The organism is Pantoea sp. SORGH_AS_0659 (assembly GCF_031453915.1).
Lineage (GTDB): Bacteria > Pseudomonadota > Gammaproteobacteria > Enterobacterales > Enterobacteriaceae > Pantoea > Pantoea leporis.
The window spans coordinates 1676164-1692289 of sequence record NZ_JAVJAK010000001.1; the positions used below are offsets into that span (position 1 = coordinate 1676164).

Sequence of the window (16126 nt, forward strand, 5' to 3'; positions counted from 1 at the left end):
TGTATATGCGTGGTTGCGAGCATTTAAGTACTGTTTTGCTTTTACTTTTCTAATGCTTGATAATTGATGATATGTATTGATACCAGTAGTACAGAAATACAATGTCCCTTGAGGTGACAAGGAAAAAAGAGTCAAAAAAACTAATTATGTCCGTATTACTGATTTTAGAGTCCTTAATACGGACATTTGGGTTTGGTAAAATTCACTTGCGTCAATCCGACATTGATGTGGGGGAACCGCGTACGAGTGCAGTTTTTAACGTATCACCACTGAGCCTGTCGGTAATGCCTTCGTCAGATGCCCATTGTTCGAAAATAGATAGTAGTTTGTACGGTTTACTAATTAATGGACGGATGACTTCATTGTTTTTACAGGCCAGCCAGAAAAAACGAGATAGTGGTGTTGATATTCGCGTTGCAGATAATGAGGGCACTCTGCTATTGGTTATGATGTCAATGACTTTATCAAGTTCAGCATGTCGAATAACAAACCAGGCATCCCGAGGTAAAATATGAGCCGGGAAATACTCTTTCCCCAGGTAATTATTTATCCTCTTTGAGAATATCTCTTTATGTACATATGGTGAAATGTTTTTAGGGAGTTGCATAATTTTTTGTGTTATTCTTTCTTCCCATGTCATTTTATCGAATAGTTGAAATGGTTCTCCTTGTAAGCTAACTGTTATGCCATGATTAAAATCAATAGCTCCTGTTACAGGTAATGGTATTTTAAGAGATCGGGAAAGTAATTTTTGCACTAGAACATATTCATATCCAATCAATAGAGTGTCAATCACTCTCTCTGTGGGAATGATATATTTGCCAGTAGTGCTAACAATAAAATTATGTCCTTCAATAAACGCTTTTTTGTCAAGAAGGCATAAACGATTTATTGATGACATATCACATGGTCTGAGCCTTACTTTGTAGCTCGATCTCTGTATTTTTCGTAATGTAATTGGCGACTGAAAGTAAATAGAGAGATGAATGCTGCCATGTAATGCATGCCTGTAAATGTCACTTTTTTTTAATTTTCAGTCCTTTTTTATTTATCACTTCGACTGCTTCACGGATAGTCAGCCAGTCAGGCGAACTATAGTTTGTATTTGATAGTGTTTGTTTTTTTGACATAGTGGTTTTCCTCTATTTCTGTTTTTTAAAAAAAAATACCATGAATTTTCCAGTGAAATTAATTTCATGGTGCGGGATCTATTACGTTATAATATTTGGATTATATTGATACGGGGGCTTCTTAGCGTTTCAGTCCCCCATATCCGGCCTCATATTTCGCAGTGATTGAAAAGAAGAAAAAATATCAGGTTAAACTAATTCAATTCTCAAACATTATTTAAGTTGAATGGAAGACATTACATAAATCTGTCTGCTCCGCCTGATGCTTCAATTGTCTGTCCAGTAACAAACTGATTCCTCCCAGAAAGTAGGAACGTAGCAATTGCAGCAATATCTTCAGGAAGTCCAAAGCGGCCCACAGGCGTTTTCTCTTTACCCAGTAATGCCATTACCTCTTCGTCTGTTCTGTCAGCCAGTTCAGGACGACGATTGCGAACATTCGGTAGCATGTTCTGCGCCCAGTTATCCGTCGCGACAGCACCCACTCCGATCGCATTGACCAGAATGCCATCCGGAGCCACGCTAAGTGCTAAACTACGGGTCAGGTTGTTGATAGCGGCGCTCAGTGCGTGTGAGACGGTAAGTTGCGGATTAGGGTAGATACCGCCAATGGATGAGATATTGACAATACGCCCCCAGTTTCGTCTCTGCATCCCGGGGATGATTACCTTACAAAAACGTCGCATGGCGGAGAATTTGGTCTCAGTCATTATCTGCCAGTCTTCTTCCGAAGTGGTTAACAGCGTGCCCGCATGGGCTCTTCCGGCATTGTTCACCAGTAAATCAATACGCTGAAAAACTTTTTCCGCTTGTTCAACCACTAAAGAAGGTAGTTTGGGATCAGTCACATCCCCGGCAATAGGCAGCACCGAAACACCGTATTTCTCTGAAATTTTTTTCGCAGCAAGAATCAGCTCAGGTTCTCGTCTGGCCACCATGACTAAATGCACACCATTCACGGCCAATTCTTCACAAATGCTGAAACCAATTCCGGTATGGGCTCCAGTTACCAGAGCCACTTTTCCAGTCAGTTTTAAATCCATTTGTTGCTCCTCAAGTTAAGCACAGTCAATAACATGAGCAGTATTAGTAACAAATCTCTTTTTCAGGAGCTTGTGCATCAGAATTCAGATGTCTGAAAAAAGCGGTCAAAGAGTTGGGTGTCGCCTTTGCTTATACTCCAGACAATATTGAGTTTAGTGCCAGGAGTGGTCAATGCGTTCGGACAATCACGAGCTTTCTTCTACCAGGATTCTTATGCTGGGGATTATTTGTTGTATTGTTGTGGCTAATATTTATTTTAATCAATCTGTCCTGAATTTAATTGCCGGATCCTTTCCCAATGAATGGGGAGCTGTTTCTTTGATCCCCATGGTCACCCAGGTAGGCTATGCGGTGGGCTTATTCTTTCTGATCCCCCTTGGCGATTATATTGAACGTCAGTGGCTTATCCTGCGTCAAGCGCAGGTGCTTTTCCTGGCAATGATCGGCATGATGTTATCCCCAACGGCGACAGTGTTGGTGTTCTTCTCCTTCCTTACCGGGATGGCTGCAACAGTAGCTCAACAGATAGTGCCGCTTGCCGCCTCGCTCTCAAGAACTTCTGCACGAGGTAAAACCGTTGGTACGGTGATGAGCGGTGTCCTGGCAGGTATCCTTGCTGGCCGGGCTATCGGAGGCCTTATTGGTCAGTATTTCGGCTGGCGTGGCGTCTTTTTATCCGGCGCGATCATGACATTGCTGGCTATATTTTTCATCTTACGCATTTTGCCTACTCAGTCGTTGTCAACGCCAAAGTTTAACTATCTGGCGGTATTACGTTCATTAGGACTGCTGTGGAAAAACGAGCCGCAGGTGCGTGGTGCAACTCTTACACAAGCAATGCTGTTTGCCTCCTTCAGCGTGCTGTGGACCGTGCTCCCTTTCTGGTTAGCTCATCGCTACGATTACGGTGCAGGGATAACCGGCGCCCTAGCTGCTTTGGGGTTAATCGGTATTCTGTGTGCGCCTCTGGCGGGAAGTTTCAGCGATCGTTAGGGACCATTCCGAATGGTTGTTTTTGGTGTGATACTCATGCTGCTAGCCTGGACTGTTTTTTGGAGATGGAACAGTATTGTGGGTATGGTGGTGGGCATTCTACTACTGGATGCGGGTGAGCAATGTGTACTGATAGCTAATCAGCACACGATTTATTCTTTGCGTCCGGATGCCAGAAACCGTCTTAATACATTATTTATGTGCGTTATGTTTATTGGCGGAGCATGTGGCTCACTGACTGCCACCTGGTTATGGGAGACAACTCATAGCTGGGCACTGATTTCTTCAGCAGGGGGCGGACTCGTGATCATGGGGATGTTGATAGCCGTAAAACGTAAATATTCAGGCCCCTATTCGGGCACATAGCGCAATAGCACTTCTTACATCCGTCGCATTGTCTGAGTCATCAACATCATGTAAAGCGTCCTGTATCAATTGTTTAGCAGCCCATTTTTCCCCGGCTTCAGCCTGCAATGTCGCCAATGAATAAGCAATACGGAGGGCCCAGCCATGAGCCTGTTGCTGACGCGCTTTGTCCAGGGCCTTCTCCAACAGCAGGCGTTGCTTCTGAGGAGGTAATTGAGTGGCAGAAAGACGCATCAGCTCAGGCGTGCACCAGTTTTCATGATCCTGGCGGGTGGCTCTCAGCGATAACCCGGTATCAATTTCTGACAACAAGGGGGAATATTGCCAATCTAATCCCATCGCCCGCAACGAGCTAAACAGTGTGGTTTGACTAACATCGGTATGACTGAACTGTTTGGCCCAAACAAGAAACAGCTCGCCGTATGTCTTCCAGAAATATAAATCATGCCTTTTTGCCAGATGAATAAGCCAGTTTGCGGCCTTTATAACCCAACGCGGATTACGATCCAGTGCTGCTGTCATACAAGCGCCTTCAGCCAGTGCACAGCAAAGAGAACAGACATGCTGCAAACGAGCGGCTTTTTTAACACCGCGCCATGCCATCTGTTTCGCGGCCTTATACTCACCCTGTAACCAGAGTAAACGAGACAGAAAGGCCTGACCGGCGCTCTCTTGATCAAGACCAAAACGGAAAGAGTGACTTAATTCGCCATGTTCATACCAGTCAAGAGATTGCTGGAGATAATCACGCCCGACATAATGACGCCCCAAAAAATGCAGGGATACACCGAGAATACGCAGCCCGGTTGCCATCGCCTCCTCGTCACTAATGGACCGTGCCAGCTCGCACATAGATTGCGCATGCTCAAGCGCTTTATCCAACTCGCCAGTACGCAGATAATACAACCATAATCCGTAATGAGCCTGTAAACGTATTTCTTTGTCGTCGAGCTTTTCTGCAAGTGCAAGCGCGGTTTTCCAGGCTGAATGTGTTTCAGGCGTAGGGCCTTTTGCCCAGGTTGACGCCTTACCTGCTACAGCGCTGAGATTCATTCTCTGGCGTAGCGTTAATACTACCCGAGAAGTATTTTCATAAAGCAAAGGATAGATATGGCGCTGACATTCATCGTAGAGTGAATATTCAATCCAAAAAGGGGTCATCGCTTGTAAGATCTCAAGCCCCTTAGAGGGAGCGGCCCCTTCAGCCAACGTTTGCTGTAATATGCTCCGCAAATCATTAAGCATATGGCTATAACGTTCACGCCACTGTCCCGTTGGCAGCATAAACCAATCACCTTGGGCCTCTTCTACCAGAACTTTATAATAACCGGTAAAACGGGCTTCAAGAACAGTATATTCACCCTGTTGCCTGAGTTTATCGCATGCGAACTGGCGCATGGTTTCCAGCAGGCGGAAACGGGTCTCTGGTACCTGAGTACTGACCTGAATCAGGGATAAAGACAGCAATCTTTGCAGATCGTCAACAACCTGCCAGCGATGCTTGTCTTTAATCAGCAGAAGGTCACTTACTGATTTCACACTGAACATATCGGTATAGATCCCCAGAGAGCAAAATAATCTTTGTTCACGAGTGTTGAGTAACTGATAAGTCCACTCCAGCGTGGTCAGTATTTTCTGATGTCTGGGCACCAGAGAGCTGTGCGTATTGCTCAATAGCTGGAAACGGTCTTCCAGTCGGCTATAGATCTCTTTGACACTCATGACTGGCAGACGGGAGGCCGCAAGTTCAATCGCCAACGGCAGACCGTCAAGATGACGGCATAACTCGCCAATCAACGACAGTTCGCTGGCTGATGGATGGAAATTATGTCGGTTGGCCTGCCCACGTTCGATAAAGAGGCGGACACTGTCAAAAGTCAGTAACTCGTGGGTATCAGCCTCTTCGCTCTCAGGAACTTGTAATGGCGGTAGTAGATATTGTTGCTCGCCGGCAACCTGTAACGCTACCTGGCTGGTCAACAACAGTTTTATATGGGGAGCCAGGCGCAGGAGCAACGTAATCACTGGTTCCAGTTCACTAATTACATGTTCACAGTTATCAATCAGCAGTAAACATCGACGCCGTGCAAGCTGTTGCCGTAAATCGGCATCATTATGAATGGCAGCTAATGGAAGATGGAGCGCTTGTGAAATAACAGATAGCAAGCTGGATGCTTCGGTGATATGCGCCAGTTCAGCCACACATATTCCATCAGGAAAATGCGAGTGTGTAAGGCTGACGACTTCCCATGCCAAACGAGTCTTACCCACGCCCCCTGAGCCTGTAACCGTCACCAGACGGTATTGATCCAATAAGGTGCATAATTCCTGCACAGCTTTATCACGCCCCAGAATCGATGCGAGAAAAGGGGTAACAGCGGGCTCAGGTATTTCTGATTTAGAGAGCGGTTTAGTTGGCAATTTGTTGATATTAAAGCGATAACCACAACCAAATTCAGTAATCAGTAGATGGCGGTCATGTCCCAGTATGCGGCGTATAGCAGAAATTTGTGCCTGAAGATTATTTTCTTCGACGATTTCATTTCCCCACACTTGAGTAAGTAAAGATTCTTTACTTACCGCTTTACCTCCAGCACTCACCAGAACAACCAGAACATCAAAAGCTCTGGCAGAAATTCTTACTGGCTTACCCCGATGTAACAGAATCCTTAGCTGTGGCCAGATTTGCCAGTCAGCAAAGTGAATCTCATCAATTGATATCATGGTGTTGAGATCTTCTGTTTTGAGCATCACGAACTCTCGGTATGGAGTAAGCCATTTCTAACGAAAGTGGTCATCAGAATCAGGCTACATGTTGAATGTGCTGCATCGGCGTATAACTATTCAATACCACTTTTACCGTTAATGATTATAAAGCCAATAGTGCTATGTGGCATAGCTTTGCGATCAAGCTGGTGATGAAAACTGAATTTCGACGAACGATCCACGCTGACAATAAGACGACGATTGGCATCCAACGAAGCGATCAAAGGCTAATTATTGCGATGCCGGTCAGCACCACCACTGCACCGGCAATCCGGCGTGCCAGATGATTTTCACGAAAAAGCCAGTACGAAAGAAGGGAGCCGACAATAATGGATGTTTCCCTGAGAGGAGCGACGAGTGCCAGTGGCATGCTCTGCATGGCTGTCAGTACAAGGATATAGGCAAGGGGAGAGCATACAGCAATGATAAGGATTGGGATGATATCCACACGTACAGCAGTTGGAATGCGATTTCGTCGCCGCATCGCACCAGGGGTAAGAATCAGACTCTGTAGCAGGAGTGTGCTGGCGTAGTAGCGCACTGGATCCAGGTGCAGAGAGATTACCGAATAACCGTCCCAGAGTGTATAGCCAGCGATGGCGGTGCCTGTCGCTGCCCCCCAAAGCATTCCCTGTAGTGGTCGGCTTCCGCTCCTGAACGGATTGCCGGTGACAACGAAAATACCAGCGATAACGATAAAAGCGCCGAGTAAAGCGCCTGGTGAAATCCGTTCTCCCATGAGAAGGGTTGCAAACAGTATCGTCAGAACTGGTCCACTTCCTCGGGCAATCGGATAAACAACACCCAGTTCGGCGCGCTCGTAGCCAGCCTGCAAGATTAGAGAATAAGCGATATGAAGTGCAGACGAGATAACTGCGCCGACAGCGAGTCTCCAGTCGAGTTCCTGTTGTCCCTCAACTATCAGAATGAGGCTGAACGGGACCCACAGCAATGATGAGGCACAGCTGTACGCCCAGACGAACACAAGAGTGTCTTCCCTCTTGTATTTTGAGGCTATATTCCATACTGCATGAGCTACCGCAGCAGTAAGAATCATTGCTACCGTGCTGAACTGCATCAGGACATATCGGGCAAATCAATACCCGCCCGTTCAGCCCGGCGACTTTGTTCTTTATCCCGCAGAGTGAGAGCAGCGACCAGCGTATCAATAACGACGAGCTGGGCCAGTCGACTCCCGGCAGCGGCCATCTGTGCCGGGAGTGGCATTCCGCCAACAACGAGCGAAACGTTGGCGAGTGTCGCCAGTGGGGTATCGTACTGGTTAGTTATTGCAATAAGCGATGCTCCTGCCGAGGATGCTGCATCAGCGATGGAGAGTGTGGATGATGTGCGCCCTGTTGAACTGACGACGATGATGACATCGCCTGGACCGAGTAGACGAGCAGCAATCATCGCTGATAAATAATCCTGGATACTGACGGTTATCACACCCGCCGTCCGCAAACGAAAGACCGCATCAGCGGCAACCGTCGCAGAGGGACCAGCACCAAATGCAAATACCTGGCGTGCGCTCTGGATTAAATCGACCGCCTCATCAAGTGCGGAGATTTCGATAGCACCGCTGAGCGCAGTCAGTGCGTCTACACCAGCACGAATTGATGTTTCCAGCACTGATGCCAGCGTCGCATCCGCTGTAAGAACTTCAGGCGGGGCAAAGAATTGGGCAGTGCCACGAGCCCGGGCAATCTCTATCTTAAGTTCAGTGAACCCGGTGAACCCGATCGCTCGTGCAGCGCGTATTACTGTCGGCGGTGATACACCAGCACGGGTGGCAACCTGTGCTGCCGTGCTTGTACCGACAAATAAAGGATCGACAAGCAGGAGATCGACAACTTTAGCCTCACTTGCAGCGAGGTCGCCGCTTCGGGCGTGAATGCTGCCAAGCCATTGCTGTAACCGCTGCTCACCTTCTGAAATTCTATTACCATTTTCTTTATTCATATGTAATATATTACATGTCCTTTGGGAAGGGCACAACCACCACGTAATTAGATTCTGTTGCAAGGAGTCCACATTCATGAACACTGAAATCAATACAGTTGTTGCTGTTTTAGGTCCAGGTGCCATCGGCACAACAGTCGCGGCGGCGTTACACGAAGTCGGCCGCACACCATTGCTGTGTGGACGTACTCCCCGCGATCGCCTGACCTTGCAAGATGGCAACCGCTTTATCACCGTACCCGGTCCGGTACAGACGAATCCGGCACAAATCACTCGCACGGTTGATCTTATCTTTCTGGCAGTCAAGTCCACACAAATCGACGCGGCAGCAGAATGGCTCAGGGCGTTGACTGGCCCGGAGACGGTTATATGCGTGCTCCAGAATGGGGTCGAACAGTTGGACAGGCTCGCTACGTACTCTCTGCCCGGACAGATCGTTCCCGCTGTCGTGTGGTTCCCTGCTCAAGCGCAGTCCGATGGCTCGGTACGCTTGCGTGGTGAGGCGCGCCTCAGCGTGCCAGACGCACCAGCTTCCCGTGTAGTGGCCGCAGCGCTGCAAGGCACGTGGTGCTCCGTAGATCTGGCCGCGAATTTCAGCTCCCTGGCCTGGCGCAAGCTGATGCAGAATGCGGTGGCTGGACTCATGGCACTCACGCACCGCCGCTCAGGCATGTTTGGCCGTGCTGATATCGCCAGGCTTACGCTGGCTTATCTGCAGGAATGCCTGGCCGTGGCACGTGCAGAGGGCGCTGAACTCGGAGACGAAGTGCCGCAGGAGATCCTCGATAAGTTCCGGGCGGCTCCTGCAGACATGAGCACCTCCATCCTCACGGATCGAGAAGCTGGCCGACCGCTTGAATGGGATATCCGCAACGGCGTCATTGCGCGTCGCGGCCGGGTTCACAGCATTCCAACGCCGATCAGCGACATCCTGGTACCGCTTCTTGCGGCTGCGAGCGATGGCCCTGGTTGATCTTAAAGCCGATGATTGCACTCTTACTTCTCTTCTTCGTCGCTCTCGGTGCCGGAGTACTCAGCGGTGTCGTCGGCACTGGCTCGTCGTTAATCATGCTGCCCGTCCTCGTCGCCACGTACGGGCCACGGATTGCTGTGCCTGTTATGGCGATCGCCTCCCTTTTCGGCAACATCGGACGGGTGATTGTCTGGTGGCATGAGATTCGTTGGCGACCGGTGTTTGCCTATTCGTTGGCGGGAGTTCCTGCGGCTGTTCTCGGGGCGCACACGTTACTTACGATTTCTCCTGGCACAGTGGAGGTATTCCTGGCAGCTTTCTTCCTTGCGATGATCCCGCTGCGCCGTCTCATCAGACGATCGAACCTCCACTTGAATCTCTGGCACATGAGTTTTGCCGGGGCGATTGTCGGGTTTCTGACCGGATTCGTGCTGTCCACCGGGCCGCTCAGCGTGCCGGTATTTACCGGGTACGGAATGAGTGGAGGCGTATTTTTGGGATCAGAGGCGGCAAGCGCAATCCTGCTCTACGCTGGCAAGCTAGCTACGTTCGGTATATCGGGCGCACTCGCCCAGCCTGTCCTCACACATGGACTTGCCATCGGCATCGCATTGTTCGTCGGTTCGATGATTGCGAAACGTCTCGTCCAGAAACTCCAGACGCATACGTTCGAGCTTCTCATTGATGCCGTTCTCGTCGCTGGGGCAGTAGGGATGATCCTTGCTCTCAAATGAAATGGCACGCCAGGGCTGACGGCGCAAGCGTGTTGTTGTTGTGTAACAGCTTTCTACAGGCAGCGACGGGTCGGGGTGGAGGGGTTGGCAAGCCATCAGAAATGAATAAAGCCGTACCAGGGTATGCTGATACAGCTTTTTGTTATTGGTCATGCAGCTTCGTTGTTTTTATCCCGCCCTGTGTTAAAAGGTGGTACGTATGCGACCCGGCATGTATCGATATAATCTGACCACCACTGCATCATCGCCTTGCGGGCTTCCAGATGCTCAGCCTTATGAATGTAAGCCAGACGCACGGTGTTGCGCTCCTGGTGACTCATCTGGCGTTCCACTGCATCCTGCGACCATAAGCCAGACTCCATCAGGGCACTGCATGCCATTGCCCGAAAGCCATGTCCGCAGATGTCCTGTTTCGTGTCGAATCCCATAAGGCGCAGTGCTTTATTAACCGCGTTTTCGCACATCGGCCTGTACGGGTTATGGTCGCCGGGGAAGACCAGTTCGTAAGCCCCGGATATTTCCTTAATCCGTTTCAGAATAGCTATAGCCTGCTGTGAGAGGGGCACGATATGAGCAGTGCGCATTTTTGCACCGCGCCCTGAATAACGCACACCCACAATGGCTTCGCGTGTGGCGGGTATCGTCCAAATTCTGTTTATGAAATCAATTTCTGACCAGCGTGCAAAGCGCAGCTCACTGGAGCGAATGAACAGATGCAGCGTCAGCAGGACAGCAAGCCGGGTCAGTTCACGGCCCTGATGATATGCTTCAATGTGTTCAATCAATTCAGGCAGCCGCTCCAGCGGCAGGGCGGGATAGTGGTGTCTCATGGGGGGAGCCGTCACGCCATCAAGATTTGCTGCCGGGTTGGTGTCGATAAATCCCTGATGGACCGCATGGCGCATGATGTTACTGAGGTGCTGCCGCGTGCGGGACGCGACTTCCAGCAGGCCCTTTTCCTCAATACCTTTCAGCAGGTCAATGAAATGATGGGGTTTAAGCTCCGTGACGGACAGATGACCAATTACAGGAAAGATATGGTTGTTCATGCTGGCAAGCAGACGGTCAGCGGTGTTCTGCGACCACTTTTTATTGTTTTTATGCCATGCCAGCGCCACTGTTTTAAACACCTTCTCTGGTGTGCAGGCTCTGCGTTCAGCAGCCCTCTGCTGTGCCGGGTTGATGTTCAGCGCCAGCATCTTACGGATACCTTCGCGCTGCTGGCGGGCATCAGACAGGGAGACGGCAGGATAGGCACCCAGTGCAATGCGGGATTCTTTGCCGTTTATACGATATTTAAGATACCAGTGACGTGAGCCGCCTGGTTTGATAAGAAGGTACAGACCGTTAGAATCAGAAACTTTGAAGGGTTTTGCGGATGGTTTTAAAGTGCGGATTTTTGAGTCGTTAAGGGACATTTGGGGGTCACTCCGTCATCGAACTAACCTGACCCCAGATTTGACCACCAATTTTTCCCGATGCGGAGGGTAAAATCAAAATGCACCGGGAAGAGTTTTCACGCTAACCTCTTGAATCAATATCAGATAAGGATTCGCAAAGATGCATGCAAACAGGAAATTGGCTCCTCTGACTGGGTCGCATTTGCGAGCATGGGGCTATTACAAAAACCAATATGACTAACTAGCAGTAATCCTTAGTTCTCGGGCGGAAGACGAAATGTCATGCTGTTTCGGCAGCAATCCATATAGATTCATAAATTGACATTTTAGCCTCCACGTCGGCAGCGGTGTTGGGAGCAGAGGTTCTACATCTTAAACTGAAGCATTTAAGAAACATTGGCTTCTGGCTGAGTCATTGCCACCGATAAATACCACAATGAGTAGCTACGCTACTTGTGACGTTTTCTACCCCCCCAGGCTTCAACGCATAACGGTAGTCGCGTTACACCCATGGTTATGTCTATCTACAGAAGGGCGAACTGAAGCTTAAATTTTAGAATAACAATGTAGCTCTTAACTATGGCGCAAATATTGCATATTAAAATTAGATAGAATGAGACTATTTAGAATGTTAACGCGAAGATATTTTATAAAGGTTTTTTCATGACACATTTCACACTCAAGCAACTTAAATATTTCGTCACTGTGGTTGAGACCGAAAGCATCGCCGAAGCGTCACGCCAGCTGCATATCGCCCAGCCTTCGATTTCGGTCGCCATCAAAAACCTTGAGGACGCTTTTGAACAGCAGCTGTTCATTCGCCATCATGCACAGGGCGTATCGCTCACCTCCAGTGGGAGACGGTTCTACGAAAAAGCAAAGGAGTTGCTGCGGTTGTCCTATGAGTTTGAGCAAAGTTCACGCGCAGAAAATGAGCTGGTTTGCGGCACCATCGCCGTGGGTTGTTTTGAATCGGCGGCTCCGCTGTATATGCCCAAGCTGATTGCAGGTTTCAAAAAACTCTATCCGGAAATCAATATTCAGCTGTACGACGGTGAACAGCATGAGCTGATGCACGGTTTACATCGTGGCCGTTTTGACATGGCATTTCTCTACGATCTTGACCTGGACAACGCGATTCAGAAAGAACCGCTGAATGCGCCGCATAAACCCTATGCGCTGCTACCGGCGGCGCATCCGCTGGCGAAAAAAAGTGCGGTGACATTACAGGAACTGGCAAGCGAACCGATGATCCTGTTGGATGCGGTACCCAGCAAAAATTACTTTATCAGCATTTTCAAAGAGAATGGTTATTACCCTGAAGTGGCCTATAGCTCTCCGTCAATTGAAATGGTGCGGTGCATGGTCGGGCAGGGGCTGGGCTTTTCGGTGCTGGTGACCCGGCCCTGTTCGGATATGACATACGATGGGCAGCGCTTGGTGCAACTGGATATTATCGATGAAATGGCGGCATCGACGCTGATTATGGCTTATCTGCAAAATAATGAACCCACGCGGCCCACGCGGTTATTTATGGATTATTGCCGCAGTGTTGAATTAACTCCGGCCGTCAGCAGCCATTAAATTGTTACTCTACCCGTTGCGGGTAGAGCAAACGTCAGTTGTATTTAACGTAATTCAAGCCAGGTGGTTTTTAATTTGGTGAATTTATCAAAGGCATGTAAAGACAGGTCGCGGCCAAAACCCGATTGCTGATTGCCACCAAAAGGAACGGTCACATCCAGCGCATCAACGGTGTTGACCGACACCGTTCCGGCGTTCAGTTTGCGCGCCACACGATGTGCCTGATTCAGGTCGTCCGACCATACAGACGCAGCAAGGGCGTAAATATGATTATTCGCCAGTTCGATGGCTTCCGACTCATCATCAAAGACTTTTACCGCGAGCACCGGACCGAATACTTCATCACGCCATAAGTTAACGTTTTCGCTTTCAATCTCAATCACCGTCGGCAGGATGTAGTTAGCGACTGTCTCGATTTCGCGTTGCTCGCCACCCGCGCGCACAATACCGCCCTGAGTCACTGCGGTCTGAATAAAATCCATCACCTTATCTTTATGCGCAGTCGAAACCATCGCGCCCATCCTCGCATTGGGGTTAAGCGGGTGGTCAGGTTGCCAGCCGTGCAACTTCGTGATCAACTTCGCCATAAAGTCGGGATAGATCTTACGCTCAACTAATAATCTGGAGTTAGCTGAACAAACTTCACCCTGGTTGAAACAGATACCGAAGGCGGATTTTTCGGCGGCTAAATCGAGATCCTGGCAATTGGCAAAAATAATGTTGGCGCTTTTGCCACCACATTCCAGCCACACCTGCTTCAAATTGGATTGGCCGGAATAGGCCATAAAGGCTTTGCCCACCGCGGTTGAACCGGTAAAGGTCAGCACATCAACATCGTTATGCTGGCCCAGCGCAGCACCGGCTTCGATCCCCAGCCCGGTAACAACGTTTAACACCCCGGCGGGCAACCCGGCCTCCAGCGCTAGTTCTGCCAGTTTCAGTGCGGTGAAAGGCGAATTCTCCGAGGGTTTCAGGATCACACTATTTCCGGCTGCCAGCGCTGGGCCAATTTTCCAGGCGGCAATATCGAGGGGAAAATTCCACGGCACAATGGCGGCAACCACGCCGACAGGTTCACGGGTGATGGTTGCCAGGGTACCCGGACGGGTGGGGGCAACCTCGTCATAAATCTTATCGATACTTTCTGCGTACCAGGCCATCACATGAGCAGCACCAGGCACATCAACGTTATAGGCATCGAGCACCGGTTTCCCCATGCTTGCGCTTTCCAGCAGCGCCAGTTCTTCCCGGTGCTCCAGCATCAGCTCCGCCAGCCTGCGCAGCACGGCTTTGCGTTGCGCTAAAGGACATTCAGACCAGATACCAGAGGTAAATGCCTGGCGTGCTGAACGCACCGCAGCGTCAATATCCTCAGCCTGGCAAGCGGTGACGTCCGCTAACACTGCATTGGTGGCGGGATTCACCACCGCCCAGGTTTTCTCCGCTTTGGCGAAGTAAGGTTTACCCCCGATAAGGGCATGCGTGCTAAAGCGTTGTTGGTTCAGCAGACCTTGCCAGTAATCACGATTATGCATAAGCGTTCTCCTTATTCGTCTCGGTCTCAGCTACCGGCGTTCCTTGCAGGATCATGCTTGCCGCACGTTCGCCAATCATAATTGAAGGCGCATTGGTGTTGCCGCTGATAAGCGTCGGCATAATTGATGCATCTGCCACGCGCAAATTTTCCACGCCATATACCTTGAGAGTGTCCGGTGCGACAACACTCATTTCATCCCGCCCCATCTTGCAGGTGCCAACCGGATGGAAAACCGTGGCGCAATATTCTTTGACGTATTGATGCAGCTGTTCGTCAGTCTGGATATGTTTGCCCGGCAGCATCTCTTCGCCATGCAATGCATTGAATTCCGGCTGAGCCAGAATATTCCTTGCCACTTTTATCCCTTCCACCAGCACGCTGGCGTCATAAGGATCGGCGAGGAAATTAAAATCAATAGCGATCTGCCCATCACGCTTTAACTGCAACGCGCCGATCGACCGCGGACGTAAAACGCAGGTGTGAATCGCATAGCCGTGGCCCCATTCAAATAAACGGCCACGATGGCTGCGATAACCCGGCACAAAATGGAACTGAATATCGGGTTCATCGCTACTGAGTTTTGTCGCGGCAAAGCCACCGGCTTCAACATAATTGGTGGTTAGCCAACCTTTGCGACGAAAGAGATACTGGAAGGGGGATGTCAGGATCGGTTTCCAGGCGGCGAGGGAAAAACCAAGCGTCAGAGGGTTTCTGGAACGCACGGTGACCAGACCATCCAGATGGTCCTGAAGATTTTTGCCCACCCCGGGAAGAGGGTGCACCAGCGGAATACCTGCGGCCTCAAGTTCGGCAGCAGGCCCGATACCTGATTTCAGCAGAATATGCGGTGAGCCGATCGAGCCGGCCGAAAGGATGACTTCATGGCGGCAGAGAATTGACGTGGGTTGATCGCGGCCATGCTCAGTTATTCGCACGCCTTTGACCGCTTTGTCTTCAATGATCAACGTTTGCACGGTGCAGTCAGTCATCACGGTCAAATTGCTGCGCCCAATATGGGGATGCAAAAATGCACGATAGCATGATAACCGTTTGCCATCCTTTTGCGTGACGTTGTAAATGCCGACCCCCGCCAGCGATTTACCGTTAAAGTCGGTGTTCTCCGCTAATCCGACCCGCTTGCCCGCCGCGACAAACAGCGCTGATACCGGATTGGGATCGCGCGGTTTATCGACCAGTAATTCGCCGTTAAAACCATGATATGCCGGGTCCTGAGACAGCAGATTCTTTTCCGATCGTTTGAACCAGGGCAGGACATTATTCCAGCCCCAGCCCTCACAACCTTGCTGTTCCCAGCGGTCATAATCAGAAGGTAATCCGCGAATATAAATCATGCTGTTCATGGATGAGGAACCACCCAGCGCCTTGCCGCGCGGGACGTGGATTTGCCGTCCCCCCAGGCTTTTTTGTGGCGTTGAATAAAAGTTCCAGCTGAACTTTTTGCTTTTATACAGGGTGATGGTGCCCGCAGGCGTCTGGATACGCGGGGTTTCATCACGGCTACCGGCCTCGATAAGGCAGATCTTGAGATCTGCCTGCTCTGCAAGCCGGGCGGCCAGTACTGAACCTGCGGAACCACCACCAATAATGATGTAGTCATAGGTCTTGCTATTGTTCAT

Annotated in this window: 11 protein-coding genes and 1 pseudogene; 4 read left to right on the forward strand and 8 right to left on the reverse strand. The window is 49.9% G+C overall.

Features of this window, described 5'->3' with window-relative positions:
* Nucleotides 1–211: 211 nt before the first annotated feature.
* A pseudogene (locus Q3H59_RS07765) lies at nt 212–1130 on the reverse strand (hypothetical protein).
* Nucleotides 1131–1366: 236 nt separating this feature from the next.
* Nucleotides 1367–2173: an SDR family NAD(P)-dependent oxidoreductase gene (locus Q3H59_RS07770; RefSeq protein ID WP_016530710.1), complete on the reverse strand. Its 807-nt coding sequence runs from the start codon at nt 2171–2173 to the stop codon at nt 1367–1369.
* A gap of 172 nt (nt 2174–2345) precedes the next feature.
* On the opposite strand from Q3H59_RS07770, the gene Q3H59_RS07775 reads away from it, so the two are divergent.
* The gene (locus tag Q3H59_RS07775; RefSeq protein WP_227952978.1) at nt 2346–3167 is read left to right on the forward strand and encodes an MFS transporter; all 822 of its coding nucleotides are present in this window, start codon (nt 2346–2348) and stop codon (nt 3165–3167) included.
* A 342-nt stretch (nt 3168–3509) separates the two neighbouring features.
* On the opposite strand, the gene Q3H59_RS07780 is transcribed toward Q3H59_RS07775, so the two are convergent.
* From Q3H59_RS07780 to Q3H59_RS07790, 3 genes are all read right to left on the reverse strand, one after another.
* Complete coding sequence (locus Q3H59_RS07780) at nt 3510–6284, reverse strand: winged helix-turn-helix domain-containing protein (RefSeq protein ID WP_048762579.1); 2775 nt, start codon at nt 6282–6284, stop codon at nt 3510–3512.
* 235 nt (nt 6285–6519) lie between these two features.
* Nucleotides 6520–7377, reverse strand: a complete 858-nt coding sequence (locus Q3H59_RS07785; protein ID WP_032754802.1) for a DMT family transporter — start codon at nt 7375–7377, stop codon at nt 6520–6522.
* On the reverse strand, nt 7377–8261 hold the full coding sequence (locus Q3H59_RS07790) for a MurR/RpiR family transcriptional regulator (RefSeq protein ID WP_004899254.1): 885 nt from the start codon (nt 8259–8261) through the stop codon (nt 7377–7379). The genes Q3H59_RS07785 and Q3H59_RS07790 overlap by 1 nt, the downstream gene beginning before the upstream one ends.
* Before the next feature lie 76 nt (nt 8262–8337).
* On the opposite strand from Q3H59_RS07790, the gene Q3H59_RS07795 reads away from it, so the two are divergent.
* Together Q3H59_RS07795 and Q3H59_RS07800 are read left to right on the forward strand one after the other, a co-directional pair.
* A complete protein-coding gene (locus Q3H59_RS07795) occupies nt 8338–9234 on the forward strand; it encodes an oxidoreductase (RefSeq protein WP_032936819.1) in 897 nt (298 codons plus the stop codon).
* Between the two features lie 11 nt (nt 9235–9245).
* A complete protein-coding gene (locus tag Q3H59_RS07800) occupies nt 9246–9968 on the forward strand; it encodes a sulfite exporter TauE/SafE family protein (RefSeq protein WP_040206044.1) in 723 nt (240 codons plus the stop codon).
* Between the two features lie 149 nt (nt 9969–10117).
* On the opposite strand, the gene Q3H59_RS07805 is transcribed toward Q3H59_RS07800, so the two are convergent.
* Nucleotides 10118–11386 (reverse strand): phage integrase central domain-containing protein, encoded by a 1269-nt coding sequence (locus Q3H59_RS07805; protein WP_048762580.1) that lies wholly within the window; start codon nt 11384–11386, stop codon nt 10118–10120.
* Nucleotides 11387–12031: 645 nt separating this feature from the next.
* Here Q3H59_RS07805 and Q3H59_RS07810 point away from each other — a divergent pair.
* Nucleotides 12032–12952 (forward strand): LysR substrate-binding domain-containing protein, encoded by a 921-nt coding sequence (locus tag Q3H59_RS07810; RefSeq protein WP_040206036.1) that lies wholly within the window; start codon nt 12032–12034, stop codon nt 12950–12952.
* Nucleotides 12953–12996: 44 nt separating this feature from the next.
* On the opposite strand, the gene Q3H59_RS07815 is transcribed toward Q3H59_RS07810, so the two are convergent.
* A complete protein-coding gene (locus Q3H59_RS07815; RefSeq protein WP_048762581.1) occupies nt 12997–14487 on the reverse strand; it encodes an aldehyde dehydrogenase in 1491 nt (496 codons plus the stop codon).
* A complete protein-coding gene (locus Q3H59_RS07820) occupies nt 14480–16126 on the reverse strand; it encodes a GMC family oxidoreductase (RefSeq protein WP_082144862.1) in 1647 nt (548 codons plus the stop codon). The genes Q3H59_RS07815 and Q3H59_RS07820 overlap by 8 nt, the downstream gene beginning before the upstream one ends.